This is a genomic window from Pseudomonas sp. L-22-4S-12 (assembly GCF_009799935.1).
Lineage (GTDB): Bacteria > Pseudomonadota > Gammaproteobacteria > Pseudomonadales > Pseudomonadaceae > Aquipseudomonas.
In genome coordinates this window covers 383,068-397,696 of sequence record NZ_WELL01000003.1, presented here as the reverse complement: position 1 = coordinate 397,696, position 14,629 = coordinate 383,068, and the positions used below count along the sequence as shown (strand labels likewise).

At 67.0% G+C, this 14,629-nt stretch carries 11 protein-coding genes and 1 tRNA gene; 10 read left to right on the top strand and 2 right to left on the bottom strand.

Features of this window, described 5'->3' with window-relative positions; all coding sequences use genetic code 11:
- Positions 1 to 82: 82 nt before the first annotated feature.
- The 3 genes from F3I16_RS11095 (at position 83) to F3I16_RS11085 (ending at position 1,280) form a co-directional block, all read left to right on the top strand.
- Positions 83 to 166, top strand: a tRNA-Leu gene (locus tag F3I16_RS11095).
- A 290-nt stretch (positions 167 to 456) separates the two neighbouring features.
- Positions 457 to 669: a cold-shock protein gene (locus tag F3I16_RS11090; protein ID WP_160082300.1), complete on the top strand. Its 213-nt coding sequence runs from the start codon at positions 457 to 459 to the stop codon at positions 667 to 669.
- Between the two features lie 104 nt (positions 670 to 773).
- Positions 774 to 1,280, top strand: coding sequence for an RDD family protein (locus F3I16_RS11085; protein ID WP_160493688.1), 507 nt, complete (start codon positions 774 to 776; stop codon positions 1,278 to 1,280).
- Positions 1,281 to 1,307: 27 nt separating this feature from the next.
- On the opposite strand, the gene F3I16_RS11080 is transcribed toward F3I16_RS11085, so the two are convergent.
- Both F3I16_RS11080 and F3I16_RS11075 read right to left on the bottom strand, forming a co-directional pair.
- Complete coding sequence (locus tag F3I16_RS11080) at positions 1,308 to 2,222, bottom strand: GIDE domain-containing protein (RefSeq protein WP_160493687.1); 915 nt, start codon at positions 2,220 to 2,222, stop codon at positions 1,308 to 1,310.
- Positions 2,223 to 2,224: 2 nt separating this feature from the next.
- Positions 2,225 to 2,797, bottom strand: coding sequence for a LemA family protein (locus F3I16_RS11075; protein ID WP_160493686.1), 573 nt, complete (start codon positions 2,795 to 2,797; stop codon positions 2,225 to 2,227).
- A gap of 182 nt (positions 2,798 to 2,979) precedes the next feature.
- Between F3I16_RS11075 and F3I16_RS11070 the strand changes: the two genes are divergently transcribed.
- The 7 genes from F3I16_RS11070 to F3I16_RS11040 all read left to right on the top strand — a co-directional run bounded on the left by F3I16_RS11070 (position 2,980) and on the right by F3I16_RS11040 (position 14,559).
- Positions 2,980 to 4,314 carry an imelysin family protein gene (locus tag F3I16_RS11070; RefSeq protein ID WP_160493685.1) on the top strand — a complete coding sequence of 445 codons (1,335 nt, stop codon included), beginning with the start codon at positions 2,980 to 2,982 and terminating at the stop codon, positions 4,312 to 4,314.
- A gap of 243 nt (positions 4,315 to 4,557) precedes the next feature.
- Positions 4,558 to 5,970, top strand: coding sequence for a di-heme oxidoredictase family protein (locus F3I16_RS11065; RefSeq protein ID WP_160493684.1), 1,413 nt, complete (start codon positions 4,558 to 4,560; stop codon positions 5,968 to 5,970).
- A gap of 10 nt (positions 5,971 to 5,980) precedes the next feature.
- Positions 5,981 to 7,042 (top strand): imelysin family protein, encoded by a 1,062-nt coding sequence (locus tag F3I16_RS11060; RefSeq protein ID WP_160493683.1) that lies wholly within the window; start codon positions 5,981 to 5,983, stop codon positions 7,040 to 7,042.
- Entirely contained in the window at positions 7,043 to 8,137 is a 1,095-nt protein-coding gene (locus F3I16_RS11055; RefSeq protein WP_160493682.1) for a DUF1513 domain-containing protein, read from the top strand.
- Positions 8,138 to 8,435: 298 nt separating this feature from the next.
- Positions 8,436 to 10,058 (top strand): methyl-accepting chemotaxis protein, encoded by a 1,623-nt coding sequence (locus tag F3I16_RS11050; RefSeq protein ID WP_160493681.1) that lies wholly within the window; start codon positions 8,436 to 8,438, stop codon positions 10,056 to 10,058.
- A gap of 266 nt (positions 10,059 to 10,324) precedes the next feature.
- Entirely contained in the window at positions 10,325 to 11,479 is a 1,155-nt protein-coding gene (locus F3I16_RS11045; RefSeq protein WP_160493680.1) for an efflux RND transporter periplasmic adaptor subunit, read from the top strand.
- 23 nt (positions 11,480 to 11,502) lie between these two features.
- Positions 11,503 to 14,559: a multidrug efflux RND transporter permease subunit gene (locus F3I16_RS11040; protein WP_160493679.1), complete on the top strand. Its 3,057-nt coding sequence runs from the start codon at positions 11,503 to 11,505 to the stop codon at positions 14,557 to 14,559.
- The last annotated feature ends 70 nt before the right edge of the window (positions 14,560 to 14,629 follow it).

Here is a 14,629-nt window from a genome sequence, read left to right as displayed (position 1 = left end):
GAGCTTACCGGAAAGTGCCTGCGCTGACCACGCGCCACGATTGACCGGCCCCTACCAGCTCCCTATACTGCGCGCCCATCGTGCCCCGGTGGCGGAATGGTAGACGCGGCGGATTCAAAATCCGTTTTCGCAAGAAGTGGGAGTTCGAGTCTCCCCCGGGGCACCAGTCACCCAGTTTCAGCCCTCGTCCGAGACGCCTGAAACCCTCCCGAAATACCTGCCGCAGAGAGCCGGAAAAACCCACGAAAGTGAGCGTTTCGCAGGGCTTGGCAAACCCCCTTTTGTTAGCTAGAGTGTGCCCACTGTGTTTGCATGGGTCGCTATGAATCGTGACCTGGTGCAGTAGATCCTAGATCCGCTAAACCCGCTCGACTTCTCTTACTCTCTGCAACCAGTCCCAGCCCTCTTCGCCAAAGCAAGAGGCTGTCATTAACTCTAGTTTCAAGGAAATAAGACATGTCGAATCGTCAAACCGGCACCGTTAAGTGGTTCAACGACGAGAAGGGCTTTGGCTTCATCACCCCAGAAAGCGGTCCGGATCTGTTCGTACACTTCCGCGCTATCGAAGGTAATGGCTTCAAGAGCCTGAAAGAAGGCCAGAAGGTTACTTTCGAAGCCGTTCAAGGCCAGAAAGGCATGCAGGCTGACAAGGTCCAGGTTCTGGGCTAAGTTTCGCTGCTCCGAAGAGCCCCTGATGGCGACATCAGGGGCTTTTTTGTGCCTGCGATTTGTTGCCCGTACAATCCGCGCAGTTGTTCAGCCACGAGCCCGCCATGCCCAAACATATGCTGCGCCCCCAGGGGAACTTCCCCACCGCCGGCCTGCCTCGCCGCTTCGCCGCGATCTTCTATGACTTCCTGCTGTGCGTGGCACTGATGATGGTGGTGACCCTGATTTACCAGCACGGCCTGCTGCGCATGATCCATGGCAGCGAACAGCTGCTGGCGATGTCCCAGGCCGGCGCCCTGGACCGCGACCCGCTGCTGGCCACCGTCGTGCTGTTCAGCCTGTTCGCCTTCTTCGCCAAGTTCTGGACGCACACCGGCCAGACCCTCGGCATGCAGGTCTGGGGTCTGCGCATCGAGAATGCCGACGGCTCGGCGATCAGCCTGTGGCAGGCGCTGCTGCGCTTCCTGATCGCCATCATCTCCTGGCTGCTGGGCGGCCTGGGCTTTCTCTGGATGCTGTGGGACAAGGACGGGCGCAGCTGGCACGACATCTACTCGGAAAGCCGGGTGGTGCAGCTGCCGAAGAACATCCACAAGCAGGGCAAGCACTGAGGCGCCACCAGGCGCCCGTGCCGGACGCTAGAGCGCCAAGCCCGGCAGCAGCACGTTGCTGACCAGCCAGGTGGTCGCCAGGGCGCCGAGCAGGCAGAGCAGCCCGCCGCCCACCGCCTGCCAGTAGAAACCGCGCGCCAGCACATCCTCGCCATGGCTGGAGAGAATGAATGGCTGCGCCTCGCGCGGCTGCTGCAGCTGGTTGCGCAGCGGCGCATCGCCCTGCTCGCGCTGGCGCCGCTGCGCCTCGCTGCGCGCCGACTCGCGCATGCGCGCCCACTCGGCCTCGTCCAGCCGCCCATCGGCATTGCTGTCGAAGCGCTGCAGCAGGCCGGCAAAATCCGCCTTCCACTCGCGCACCACGGCACCCTGCGCCACGCCCAGGTCGAAGGCCTGAGCCCCGCCCGCCGTGCGGAAGTCGCCGATGGCGTACAGCGGCTCGCCGGCATGCAGGCGCTCCTCGGTATAGCGGTACTCGCTGCTGCCGGACAGCAGCCAGCCGAGCACACCCGCAGACGCTTCCTGCATCCGCGGGTGGCGCAGGCTGCCGCGCCAGACCTGGCGGGTTGCCGGGCGCACCTCGGCCCCCGCCGGATTGATCAGGCACTCGCCGGTGCCGTCGGCGAAGCGCAGCCAGCCTTCGCTGCTGCCGCTCTCGACCACCCGCCAGGAGCGCTTCTTGCCGCTCTCGCTGTACTCCTCGATCTTGAAGCGCCACCACAGGCAGGGCGTGCCGGTCAGCGGCGCGATGATCTGCACCTCGGGCTGCTCGTGCAGCACGCCGTACAGCTCGACATAACCCTGCGCCGCCGAACGCAGCTTGGAGGTCGGCGTATCCAGCAGGAAACGCGCCTCGCCGAGCCGCTTCAGGCACCACCAGCCACCGCCGACACAGGCACCGACGCTGAAGGCCAGGCTGATGGCCAGTCCACCGACATCCATGCTCAGCTGAACAGCGACTTGAGGTCGACGTCGGCCTTCTCTTCATCGCTGAACTCCAGCAACTCGGCCGCCTGGAAGGCGAACAGGCGCGCGATGATCACGTCCGGGAACTGCTCGACGCGCACGTTGTTCAGGTTGACCGCCTCGTTGTACAGCTCGCGGCGATCGGCGATGGCGTTCTCCAGGCCGCTGATGCGCTGCTGCAGATGCTGGAAGCTGTCGTTGGCCTTGAGCTCGGGATAGTTCTCGGCGAGGGCGAACAGCTGCCCCAGGCCGGCACGCAGGCCGCTCTCGGCCTGGCCGAGGGCGCCGACATCGTGCTTCTCGCGGGCGCTGGCCACCGCATTGCGCGCGGCGATCACCCGCTCCAGGGTGGTGCGCTCGTGCTGCATGTACTGCTTGCAGGTTTCCACCAGCTTGGGCAGCTCGTCGTGGCGCTGCTTGAGCAGCACATCGATGTTCGACCAGGCCTTGCTCACCCCGTGCTTGAGGCGCACCAGGCCGTTATACAGGCTCACCACCCAGACGGCGGCGAGGAACAGGACAACCAGAATGGCAACGACGGTAAGACTCATGGGCAACGCTCCTTGTGGACTGCCGGCATTCTAGCGATGCGCCGCGGCGAGCACAGTCCCAGCAGGTCACACGGCAGCGGAATAATTAGCCCTTTGCATAAAATGCAAATCTTTCGCATTATTGCGCGGTTTCTAGGTGCAACTGCACTGCACTCCCATCTTCATAGGTAAAGGATCCCGCCATGACTCGTATGCCCCTGGCCACCGCCAGCCTGCTGGCCCTCGCCATTGCCCTCGCCGGCTGCGGTGAAGACAAGCAAGAAGCCGCCGCACCGCAAGCCGCCACTCCGGCTGCCGCCAGCAGCCCTGCCGCGACCCTGAAAGTCGCCGATGCCGAGGCCAAGGCCGTGGTCAGCCACTACGCCGACCTGGCCCTGGCCGTGTTCAGCGACGCCGCCAGCACCGGCAAGAACCTGCAGGCCGCCGTCGATGCCCTGCTCGCCAACCCCAGCGACGCCACCCTGCAGGCCGCCCGCGAAGCCTGGCTGGCCGCCCGCGCGCCCTACATGCAGACCGAAGTGTTCCGCTTCGGCAACGCCGTGGTCGACGACTGGGAAGGCCAGCTGAACGCCTGGCCGCTGGACGAAGGCCTGATCGACTACGTCGCCGCCGACACCGCGCAGACCCAGGGCAACCCGGGCGCCACCGCCAACATCATCGCCAACACCTCGATCCAGGTCGGCGAAGACCAGCTCGACGTGACCACCCTCACCCCCGAACTGCTGGCCAGCCTGAACGAGCTGGGCGGTTCCGAGGCCAACGTCGCCACCGGTTACCACGCCATCGAGTTCCTCCTCTGGGGCCAGGATCTCAACGGCACGGGCCCGGGCGCCGGCGCCCGCCCGGCCAGCGACTTCAGCGTCGGCGCCGGTGCCACCGGTGAGCACAACGAGCGTCGCCGCGCCTACCTGAAGGCCGCCACCGACCTGCTGGTCAGCGACCTCGACGCGATGGTCGTGCAGTGGCAAGCCGGCAATCCCGACAACTACCGCGCCAAGCTGGAAGCCGAATCGGCCGAGAACGGCCTGCGCAAGATGCTGTTCGGCATGGGCAGCCTGTCCCTCGGCGAACTGGCCGGCGAGCGCATGAAAGTCGCCCTGGAAGCCAACTCCACCGAAGACGAGCACGACTGCTTCAGCGACAACACCCACAACTCGCACTTCTACAACGGCAAAGGCATCCGCAACGTCTACCTGGGCGAGTACCAGAAAGTCGACGGCACCACCCTCAGCGGCCCGAGCCTGTCGTCCCTGGTGGCCAAGCTCGACGCTGCCGCCGACAGCACCCTCAAGACCGACCTGCAAACCAGCGAAGCCAAGCTGCAGGCCCTGGTCGACAGCGCCGAAAAGAACAACGTGCACTTCGACCAGCTGATCGCCGCCGACAACAAGGACGGCCAGCAGATCGTCCGTGACGCCATCGCCGCCCTGGTCAAGCAGACCGGCGCCATCGAACAGGCTGCCGGCAAGCTGGGCATCAGCGACCTGAACCCGGACACCGCCGACCACCAGTTCTGATACCCCGGCACTGGCAACCGATGCACCCACAAGGTGCATCGGTTTTTTTATGCCCGGTAACCATCTGGCGGCCAGCCTTCGGCCGCCGCTGCGCGATGGTTGAAACTGCTGCCGGCCATTGTTCATGCCCGCCACTCGCACCTGCGGCAGCGCGCCTCAGGCTGCAAACGCAAATCCCTCTTATTCGAATTCCATTAGCCTGCTAAGATTGCCCGCCTGATTCTCCGTTCAGGTTCGTGCTCGATGCCTTTCCCGTTGCGCCCCTGCGTACTTGCGCTGACCCTCGGCCTGGCCGCCTGTGACCAGGCGCCGCCACCGGCCGAGCCCGGCGAAGCCCTTTCCGCCGGCAGCGCCTCCGTGCGCCAGGCCGACCAGAACGCCTTCTCCCAGCCCTCCGCCAACCTCGCCCCGTCGCGGCGCCTGGACTTCAGCGTGGGCAACAATTTCTTCCGCAATCCCTGGGTCATCGCGCCGTCGACCACCACCGCGCGCGACGGCCTCGGCCCACTGTTCAATACCAACGCCTGCCAGAACTGCCATATCAAGGACGGCCGCGGCCATCCACCGCAGCCGGACGCCAGCACGGCAGCTTCCATGCTGGTCCGCCTGTCCATCCCCGCCGCTGGCTCGCCGGCCCATGCCGAGCAGCTGCAGCGCCAGGGCGTGATCCCCGAGCCGGTGTACGGCGGGCAGCTGCAGGACATGAGCATTCCAGGGCAGGCCCCGGAAGGCCGCGTGCGGGTGCGCTACGAAACGCGCCTGGAGACCTTCGCCGACGACAGCCGGGTCGAGCTGCGCCAGCCGGTCCTGGAGATCGATCGGCTCGCCTATGGCGAACTGCATCCGGACACCCGCTTCTCCGCGCGCATCGCCCCGCCGATGATCGGCCTCGGCCTGCTCGAAGCCATCCCCGAGGCGGCCATCCTGGCAGGCGCCGACCCCGATGATGGCAACGGCGACGGCATCCGCGGCGTGCCCAACCGGGTCTGGGACCGGGCCCAGCAGCGCAGCGTGCTCGGCCGCTTCGGCTGGAAGGCCGGCCAGCCCGGCCTCAACCAGCAGAATGCCGACGCCTTCGCCAACGACATGGGCCTGACCAGCAGCCTGATCGGCCAGGACAACTGCAGCCCGGCCCAAGAGGAGTGCCGCGCCACACCCGACGGCGGAGTGCCGGAAGTCAGCGCCAGCATCATGGCCAGCGTGCTGTTCTACACCCGCAACCTCGGCGTCCCGGCCCGTCGCGACGTCGACAGCCTGGCGGTGCGCCGCGGCAAGCAGCTGTTCCACCAGGCCGGCTGCCAGCTGTGTCATACCCCCAGTTTCACCACCGCCGCCGAGGCCGCCGAACCCGAGCTGGCCAACCAGACCATTCGCCCCTACAGCGACCTGCTGCTGCACGACATGGGCGCGGGCCTGGCCGACGGCCGCGACGAGTTCCAGGCCAACGGTCGCCAGTGGCGCACCGCACCGCTATGGGGCATCGGCCTGACCCAGGCGGTCAACGGCCACACCCAGTTCCTCCACGACGGCCGCGCGCGCAACCTGCTGGAGGCCATCCTCTGGCACGGCGGCGAGGCGCAGGCGGCGAAGAACCGGGTCCTCGATTTCGACGCCGAGCAGCGCAGCGCGTTGCTGGCCTTCCTCAATTCCCTCTAAGGAGAATGGCATGATCCGCACGCCCCTCGCTGTCGCCCTGCTCGGCCTCGCCCTGGCTGCCTGCAGCCCGCAAGACCCCAGGCAGCAGGCCAGCATGGCGCTGACCGACGGCGTGCTGCTGCCGGCCTATGCCAGCTGGGACAAGAGCAACCAGCAACTGGCCGCCAGCGCCAAGGCCTTCTGCGCCGGCAGCCAGGATCTCGCCGCAACGCGCCAGGCGCTGCACAGCAGCATCGCCAGCTGGGCCGCCCTGCAGCCGCTGCTGGTCGGCCCGCTGGCCGAAGGCAACCAGGCCTGGCAGGTGCAGTTCTGGCCGGACAAGAAGAACCTGGTGCAGCGCCAGGTCGAGAGCCTGCTGAAGAGCAAGCCGCAACTGACCCAGGCCGACCTGGACCAGGCCAGCGTGGTGGTCCAGGGGCTCACCGCCTACGAGTACGCGCTGTTCGATGGCACCATCGACCTCGACCAGGCCGCGCAGAAAGCCCGCTACTGCCCGCTGCTGATCGCCATCGGCGAACACCAGACCCAGCTCAGCGCCAGGGTGCTCGGCCAGTGGCAGGCCCAGGACGGCATGGCCGCTCAGCTCAAGACCTTCCCCAATGCCCGCTACGCGGAGGCCACGGAAGCCGTCGGCGAGCTGCTGCGCGCCCAGGTCAGCGCCCTCGACGGCCTGAAGAAGAAGCTCGGCACTGCCCTCGGCCGGCAGAGCAAGGGCTTGGCGCAGCCCTACCAGGCCGAGTTCTGGCGCAGCAACGCCAGCCTGGCCAGCCTCGCCGCCAGCCTGGCCAGCGCCGAACGCGTCTGGCTCGGCGCCAACAACGACGGCATCAAGGCCCTGCTCGGCAGCGAGCAGGCCGACCTGGCCAAGCGCCTGGACGCCCAGTACGCCAGCACCCGCCAGCTGCTGGCCGCGCTGCAGCGCCCGCTCGGCGAACTGCTCGCCGACGACGCCGGCCGCCAGCAGCTGAACGCCTTCTACGACAGCCTCGACCAGCTGCACCGCCTGCACGAAGGCGAGCTGGCCAAGGCCCTCGGCATCCAGCTGGGCTTCAACGCCCACGATGGTGACTGAATGAAGCGCAGAGCCTTCCTCGGCCTCGCTGGCGCCGCCCTCGCCGCCGCCTCCCTCGGCGGCTGGAAGCTGGCCAGCCACGCCCGGCAACCCCTGCTGCTGTCGGCCCGCGACGACGGCGACGGCCAGCACTATGCCGTCGGTTACCGCCTGGACGGCAGCCAGGCCTTCGCCACGCCGGTCGCCGAACGCTGCCACGACGTGGTGCCGCACCCCAGCCTGCCGCTGGCCGTGTTCGTCGGCCGCCGGCCGAGCCGCGAGAGCTACCTGATCGATACCCGCGACGGCCGCCTGCTGCAGACCCTGGCCGCCGCGCACGAACGCCACTTCTACGGCCACGGCCTGTTCCATCAGGACGGCGAGCTGTTCTACAGCACCGAGAACGACACCGCGCAGCCCGGCCGCGGCGTGCTCGGCGTCTATCGCCTGCAGGCCGACCGGCTGCAGCGCATCGGCGAGCACTCCACCCACGGCATCGGCCCGCACCAGCTGCTCTGGCTGCCCGGTGGGGAAAGCCTGGTGGTGGCCAACGGCGGCATCCGCACCGAGGCCGACAGCCGGGTGATGATGAACCTGCAGGCCATGGAACCCAGCCTGGTACTGATGCAGCGCGACGGCACGCTGCTCAGCAAGGAGCAGCTGCCGCAGCAGATGAACAGCGTGCGCCACCTGGCCGTGGCCAGCGACGGCACCATCGTCTCCGGCCAGCAGTACGAAGGCGACCCGCTGGACGCCGCGCCGCTGCTGGCGATCAAGCGCCCCGGCCAGCCCTTCCAGGCCTTCCCCCTGGGCGAGGCGCAGCGCGCGGCGATGCACCAGTACACCGCCAGCCTGGCCATCCACGACAAGCTGCGCCTGCTGGCCCTGACCGCGCCACGCGGCAACCGCTTCTTCATCTGGAACCTGGACAGCAGCGAACTGCTGCTCGACGCCCCGCTGCCGGATTGCGCCGGGGTCGGCGCGGTGAGCGAGGGTTTCGTCGTCACCTCCGGCCAGGGCCGCTGCCGCCTGTACGACTGCCGCACCACGCCGATCGCCGCCCACCCGCTGCAGCTGCCGGCCGGGTTGTGGGACAACCACCTGCGCCTGGCCTGAGAGCCCGCTCACGATCCCCTGACTGTCGGCCAGACCGCGTTAAAAACGCCCTCGGAATGCTCATTTACAGCTCGTAAACTCCGCTTCCTCGGCCATTTTTGCCTTGTCTGGCTCTAATTCAGAAAATCGTGAACGGGCTCTGCGCCGCATGCCAGGCTCAAGGTCGGCGCCGGCCGACCGATCTATACTCACCGCGGCTTGACCGGCCCGCCTCCAGGCGGCAGCCGGCCGGGCCGCCGGCACGCGCCCCAGGGCGCGCCTTGCCGCACCCAGAACCCGGAAGAGAGGCCTAGCCCCCATGTTGCAAAAATCCCTGCGCGCGCAGATTCTCGCCCTGCTCGGCGGCAGCCTGGTGCTGATCCTGATCACCGCCCTGGCCTGCTTCAGCTTCCTCTCCGGCGGCATTCAGGCCTACCGCGGCCTGCTCGACGGCCCGGTGGAAGCCACCCGCCTGATCGACGCGGCCAACGTCGAGTTCAAGATCCAGGTGCAGGAATGGAAGAACGTCCTGCTGCGCGGCCGCGACAGCGCCAATCTGGACAAGTACTGGGGCCAGTTCGAGGCCCAGGAACGCAAGGTGCAGGACACTCTGGGGCAGCTGATCCAGGTGGCCGCCGATGATCCGGCCCTGCAGGCCCAGGTCGAGCGCCTGCGCAGCGAACACCAGAGCCTCGGCGCCAACTACCGCAAGGGCCGCGACGCCTTCATCGCCGCCGCTGGCGATGCTGGCGCCGGCGATGCCGCGGTCAAGGGCATCGACCGCGCGGCCAGCGAGCAAATGAGCGCCCTGGTCAAGCAGCTGCGCGAACACAGCCTGCAGCAGGCCCAGCAGATCAACGCCGCGGCCGACCGCACCATCCAAATCGGCACCCTATTGCTGCTGGCCGCCAGCGGGCTCATCGCCCTGTTCAGCCTGTGGCTGGTCAACCGCAACCTGATCATCCCGATCCGCCACCTGATCACCCACGTCGACCAACTCAGCCACGGCAACTTCGGCCAGCGCGTGGAAACCACCCGCGCCGACGAACTGGGCATGCTGGCCATCGCCGCCAATACCCTGCGCGACTTCCTCGCCAGCACCACCCAGAGCCTGCAGCAGAGCAGCAGCAACCTGGACAACGCCAGCGGCGAGCTGAACAACATCGCCTCGCGCATGACCCTGGGCATCAACGAGCAGTTCGAGCGCACCGACCAGGTCGCCACCGCCATGCACGAGATGTCCGCCACCGCCCTGGAAGTGGCCCGCCACGCCGCCGAGGCCGCGCATGCCGCCGACGATGCCGACAGCTCGGCGCGCCAGGGCGGCCAGGTGATGGACGCGACCATCCAGACCATCACCGGCATGCGCGGCGAGATCGCCAACACCGCCGAGGTGATCCGCCGCCTGGAAGCCGACAGCGGGCGCATCGGCAAGGTGCTGGAGGTGATCCGCGGCATCGCCGAGCAGACCAACCTGCTGGCCCTCAACGCCGCCATCGAGGCCGCCCGCGCTGGCGAACAGGGCCGCGGCTTCGCCGTGGTGGCCGACGAGGTGCGCACCCTGGCCCAGCGCACCGCCGAATCCACCGCCGAGATCAACCAGATCATCGACACGGTGCAGACCGGCGCCCTGAATGCCGTGCGCGCCATCGAGAGCGGGCAGAGCCGCAGTGAGGAAGGCGTGACCCAGGTCACCGAGGCCGGCGCCATGCTGCAGCGCATCACCGGCGCGGTGGAGGCCATCCGCGACATGAACCGGCAGATCGCCACCGCCGCCGAGGAACAGACCTCGGTGGCCGAGGACATCTCGCGCAACCTCACCGAAATCACCGCCATCGCCAGTTCCAACCAGGAAAACGTCGAGCGCACCCAGGCCGCCAGCCAGAACCTGCACCAGCTCTCCGGCGAGCTGGGCGCGGTGACCCGCAGCCTGGCCTCCTGAAAACCTGGTTGCGATCTCACGCTAGAGCCTGTTTTAACCCCGCAGGGCCGACGCGCAGCAGATCCTAGACAGGCTCTGAGCCCGCGCGCCGGCACTGGGAGGTACCGGGCCAGAGCCTGGCGGGCGATCGCCGCGACACAGTGTTGCGGCAATCGGCAGCGGTAATTTCCTGCAAACGGGATGTTTTTGACTTGATGGTCAGCTGGTACTAAGGTGCCTGCTTCGCCTATTCCCAGGCCACTCTCGCCCTGCCAAGGAACCGGAATATGTTGCTCCGCCGCATGTTTATCATGCTGGGCGCGGTCATCCTCGTGGTGCTCGCCCTGGCCGCCTACAAAGGCTATTCGATCTACCAGGAAGTGCAGATGTTCGCCGCGCCGCAGCCGGCCATCAGCGTGTCCGCCGCCACGGCCAAGGAGCAGCCCTGGCAGAGCCGCCTGCCGGCCATCGGCACGCTCAAGGCATTCCAGGGCGTCGACCTGACCGCCGAAGTCGAGGGCACCGTGCAGCAGGTGCTGTTCCAGTCCGGGGAGAAGGTCAGCCTCGGCCAGCCCCTGCTGCAACTGGACAGCCAGGTGGAACAGGCGATCCTCGCCACCGCCCTGGCCGTACGCAACCTGGCCCAGGTGGAGTACCAGCGCGGCAAGAATCTGGCGGTCAAACAGGCCATCTCCAAGAGCGAGTTCGACCGCCTGAATGCCGAACTGCTCAAGGCCGAGGCCAGCGTCGCCCAGCTGCAGGCCAGCCTGGACAAGAAGCGCATCCTCGCGCCCTTCGCCGGCACCATCGGCATCCGCCAGGTGGATACCGGCGACTACCTGAGCCCCGGCAACCCGGTGGCCACCCTGCAGGACCTGTCCAAGCTGTTCGTCGACTTCTTTCTGCCCGAGCAGACCGTGCCGCTGCTGGCCATCGGTCAGCGCGTACGCCTGAACGTCGCCGCCTATCCGGGTGAGGTATTCGAGGGCGAAATCGCCGCGATCAACCCCAAGGTCGAAGAAACCACGCGCAACCTGCAGGTACGCGCCATGCTGCCGAACCCCGAGAGCAAGCTGCTGCCGGGCATGTTCGCCAATCTGGACGTGCTCCTGCCTGGGGATAAGCCGGTGATCGTGGTGCCGGAAACCGCCATCACCTACACCCTGTACGGCAACTCGGTGTACGTGATCGGCGAGAAGCAGGACGATCAGGGCGCCGTCGTAAAAGACGACAAGGGCCAGGCCCAGCTGCTGGTCGAGCGCCGCTTCGTCGAGACCGGCGAGCGCCGCGACGCCCAGGTGGTGGTGCTCAAGGGCCTCAAGGCCGGCGAGCAGGTGGTCACCGCCGGCCAGCTCAAGCTGGATAACGGCGCCCACGTGAGCATCGTCGACGACCAGGCCCAGGCGGTCGAAACGGCCACCCCAGCCAGCGCCGCCCGGTAAGGCTCGGCGCCAAGGAAACCAACATGGCTTTTACAGATCCGTTCATCCGTCGCCCGGTACTGGCCACCGTGGTCAGCCTGCTGATCATCCTGCTGGGCTTCCAGGCCTTCAGCAAGCTGGTGATCCGCCAGTACCCGCAGATGGAAAACGCCCTGATCACGGTGACCACCGCCTACCCCGGGGCGAATGCCGAGACCATCCAGGGCTACATCACCCAGCCGCTGCAGCAGAGCCTGGCCAGCGCCGAGGGCATCGACTACATGACTTCGTCGAGCCAGCAGAACCTCTCGGTGATTTCCATCTACGCGCGCATCGGCGCCGACAGCGACCGCCTGTTCACCGAGCTGCTGGCCAAGGCCGGCGAGGTGAAGAACCAGCTGCCGCAGGATGCCGAAGACCCGGTGCTGTCCAAGGAAGCGGCCGACTCCACCGCGCTGATGTATGTCAGCTTCTACAGCGAGCAGCTGTCCAACCCGCAGATCACCGACTACCTGTCGCGGGTCATCCAGCCCAAGCTGGCGACCCTGCCGGGCATGGCCGAAGCGGAAATCCTCGGCAACCAGGTGTTCGCCATGCGCCTGTGGCTGGACCCGGTGAAGATGGCCGCCTACGGCGTCACCGCCGGCGAGTTCAGCGAGGCCGTGCGCCAGTACAACTTCCTCGCCGCCGCCGGCGAAGTGAAGGGCCAGTACGTGGTCACCAGCATCAATGCCAGCACCGACCTGAAGACCCCGGAAGCCTTCGCCGCCATCCCGCTGAAGACCCTCGGCGACACCCGCGTGCTGGTGCGTGACGTGGCCCGGGTGGAAATGGGCGCGGCCAACTACGACTCGATCAGCTCGTTCGACGGCACGCCCTCGGTGTACATCGCCATCAAGGGCACACCCAGCGCCAACCCGCTGGACGTGATCAAGCACGTGCGCGCCATTCTCCCGGAGCTGGAGGCGCAGCTGCCGCCGAACCTGAAAGTCTCCATCGCCTACGACGCCACCCGCTTCATCCAGGCCTCCATCGACGAGGTGGTGAAGACCCTGATCGAGGCGGTGCTGATCGTCATCGTCGTGGTCTTCCTGTTCCTCGGCGCGTTCCGCTCGGTGCTGATCCCGGTGATCACCATTCCGCTGTCGATGATCGGCGTGCTGTTCTTCATGCAGCTGATGGGCTACTCGATCAATCTGCTGACCCTGCTGGCCATGGTCCTGGCCATCGGCCTGGTGGTGGACGATGCCATCGTCGTGGTGGAGAACATCCACCGCCACATCGAGGAAGGTAAAACGCCCTTCGACGCGGCCATCGAGGGGGCGCGGGAGATCGCCGTGCCGGTGGTCTCGATGACCATCACCCTCGCGGCGGTGTATGCCCCGATCGGCTTCCTCGAAGGCCTCACCGGGGCGCTGTTCAAGGAGTTCGCCCTGACCCTGGCCGGCGCGGTGATCATCTCCGGCATCGTCGCCCTGACCCTGTCGCCGATGATGTGCGCCAAGCTGCTGCGCCATGAGGAAAACCCCTCGGGCCTGGCGCACCGGCTCGACCAGATCTTCGACAAGCTCAAGCAGCGCTACCAGCGCGCCCTGCACGGCACCCTCAACACCCGCCCGGTGGTGCTGGTGTTCGCCCTGATCGTCCTCGGCCTGATCCCGGTGCTGCTCAAGTTCAGCCACAGCGAGCTGGCGCCGGAAGAGGACCAGGGCATCGTGTTCCTCTTCGCCAACGCGCCGCAGCCGACCAACCTGAACTACCTGAACGCCTACACCGACGAGTTCGTGGAGATCTTCAAGAGCTTCCCCGAGTACTACTCGTCGTTCCAGATCAACGGCTTCGATGGCGTGCAGGCGGGGATCGGCGGCTTCCTGCTGACCCCCTGGGACGAGCGCGAACGCACCCAGATGGAGCTGCTGCCGGAAGTCCAGGCCAAACTCAACGCCATCCCCGGCCTGCAGATCTTCGGCTTCAACCTGCCGTCGCTGCCGGGCACCGGCCAGGGCCTGCCGTTCCAGTTCGTGATCAACACGCCGAACGACTACGAGTCGCTGCTGCAAGTGGCCGACCGGGTCAAGGCGCGGGCCATGGAGTCAGGCAAGTTCGCCTTCCTCAACGTCGACCTGGCCTTCGACAAACCGGAAGTGGTGGTCGATATCGACCGCGAGAAGGCCGCGCAGATGGGCGTGTCGATGCAGGACCTGGGGCTGACCCTGGCCACCCTGCTCGGCGAAGGCGAGATCAACCGCTTCACCATCGACGGTCGCAGCTACAAGGTGATCGCCCAGGTCGAGCGCGCCTACCGTGACAACCCGGGCTGGCTGAGCAGCTACTACGTGAAGAGCGAGAGCGGGCAGATGGTGCCGCTGGGCACCCTGATCAAGGTCAGCGACCGCGCGCGACCGACCAAGCTCAAGCAGTTCCAGCAGCTCAACTCGGCGATCATCGAGGGCGTGCCGATCGTCAGCACCGGCGAGGCGGTGGACAGCATCGCGCAGATCGCCCGCGAGGAAGCGCCGCGCGGCTACGCCTTCGACTATGCCGGCGCCTCGCGCCAGTATGTGCAGGAAGGCAGCGCGCTGTTCGTCACCTTCGCCCTGGCCCTGGCGATCATCTTCCTGGTGCTGGCCGCGCAGTTCGAGAGCTTCCGCGACCCGCTGGTGATCCTGGTGACCGTACCGCTGTCGATCTGCGGCGCCCTGCTGCCGATCTTCCTCGGTTTCTCCAGCATGAACATCTACACCCAGGTGGGCCTGGTGACGCTGATTGGCCTGATCAGCAAGCACGGCATCCTGATCGTCGAGTTCGCCAACCAGCTGCGCCGCGACAAGGGCCTGGGCGTGCGCGAAGCGATCGAGGAAGCCGCCTCGATTCGCCTGCGCCCGGTGCTGATGACCACCGCGGCGATGGTCTTCGGCATGGTGCCGCTGATCCTCGCCACCGGCGCCGGGGCGGCCAGCCGCTTCGACATCGGCCTGGTGATCGCCACCGGCATGTCGATCGGCACCCTGTTCACCCTGTTCGTCCTGCCGTGCGTCTACACCCTGCTGGCCAAGCCGGACACGCAACCGGCAGCGGCAGCAGTGGCAAGCAGCCACTGATCAAACCGGCAAAAAAAGCCCCGCCTGGTGCGGGGCTTTTTGCTTATGGCGGAAATGCCTGCTGGACCAG

Coding starts and splice junctions, on each gene's coding strand:
- F3I16_RS11045 (WP_160493680.1), top strand. CDS start 10,325: ATGTTGCTCCGCCGCATGTTTATCATGCTGGGCGCGGTCATCCTCGTG.
- F3I16_RS11075 (WP_160493686.1), bottom strand. CDS start 2,797: ATGAGTCTTACCGTCGTTGCCATTCTGGTTGTCCTGTTCCTCGCCGCC.
- F3I16_RS11050 (WP_160493681.1), top strand. CDS start 8,436: ATGTTGCAAAAATCCCTGCGCGCGCAGATTCTCGCCCTGCTCGGCGGC.
- F3I16_RS11060 (WP_160493683.1), top strand. CDS start 5,981: ATGATCCGCACGCCCCTCGCTGTCGCCCTGCTCGGCCTCGCCCTGGCT.
- F3I16_RS11080 (WP_160493687.1), bottom strand. CDS start 2,222: ATGGATGTCGGTGGACTGGCCATCAGCCTGGCCTTCAGCGTCGGTGCC.
- F3I16_RS11040 (WP_160493679.1), top strand. CDS start 11,503: ATGGCTTTTACAGATCCGTTCATCCGTCGCCCGGTACTGGCCACCGTG.
- F3I16_RS11085 (WP_160493688.1), top strand. CDS start 774: ATGCCCAAACATATGCTGCGCCCCCAGGGGAACTTCCCCACCGCCGGC.
- F3I16_RS11065 (WP_160493684.1), top strand. CDS start 4,558: ATGCCTTTCCCGTTGCGCCCCTGCGTACTTGCGCTGACCCTCGGCCTG.
- F3I16_RS11070 (WP_160493685.1), top strand. CDS start 2,980: ATGACTCGTATGCCCCTGGCCACCGCCAGCCTGCTGGCCCTCGCCATT.
- F3I16_RS11090 (WP_160082300.1), top strand. CDS start 457: ATGTCGAATCGTCAAACCGGCACCGTTAAGTGGTTCAACGACGAGAAG.
- F3I16_RS11055 (WP_160493682.1), top strand. CDS start 7,043: ATGAAGCGCAGAGCCTTCCTCGGCCTCGCTGGCGCCGCCCTCGCCGCC.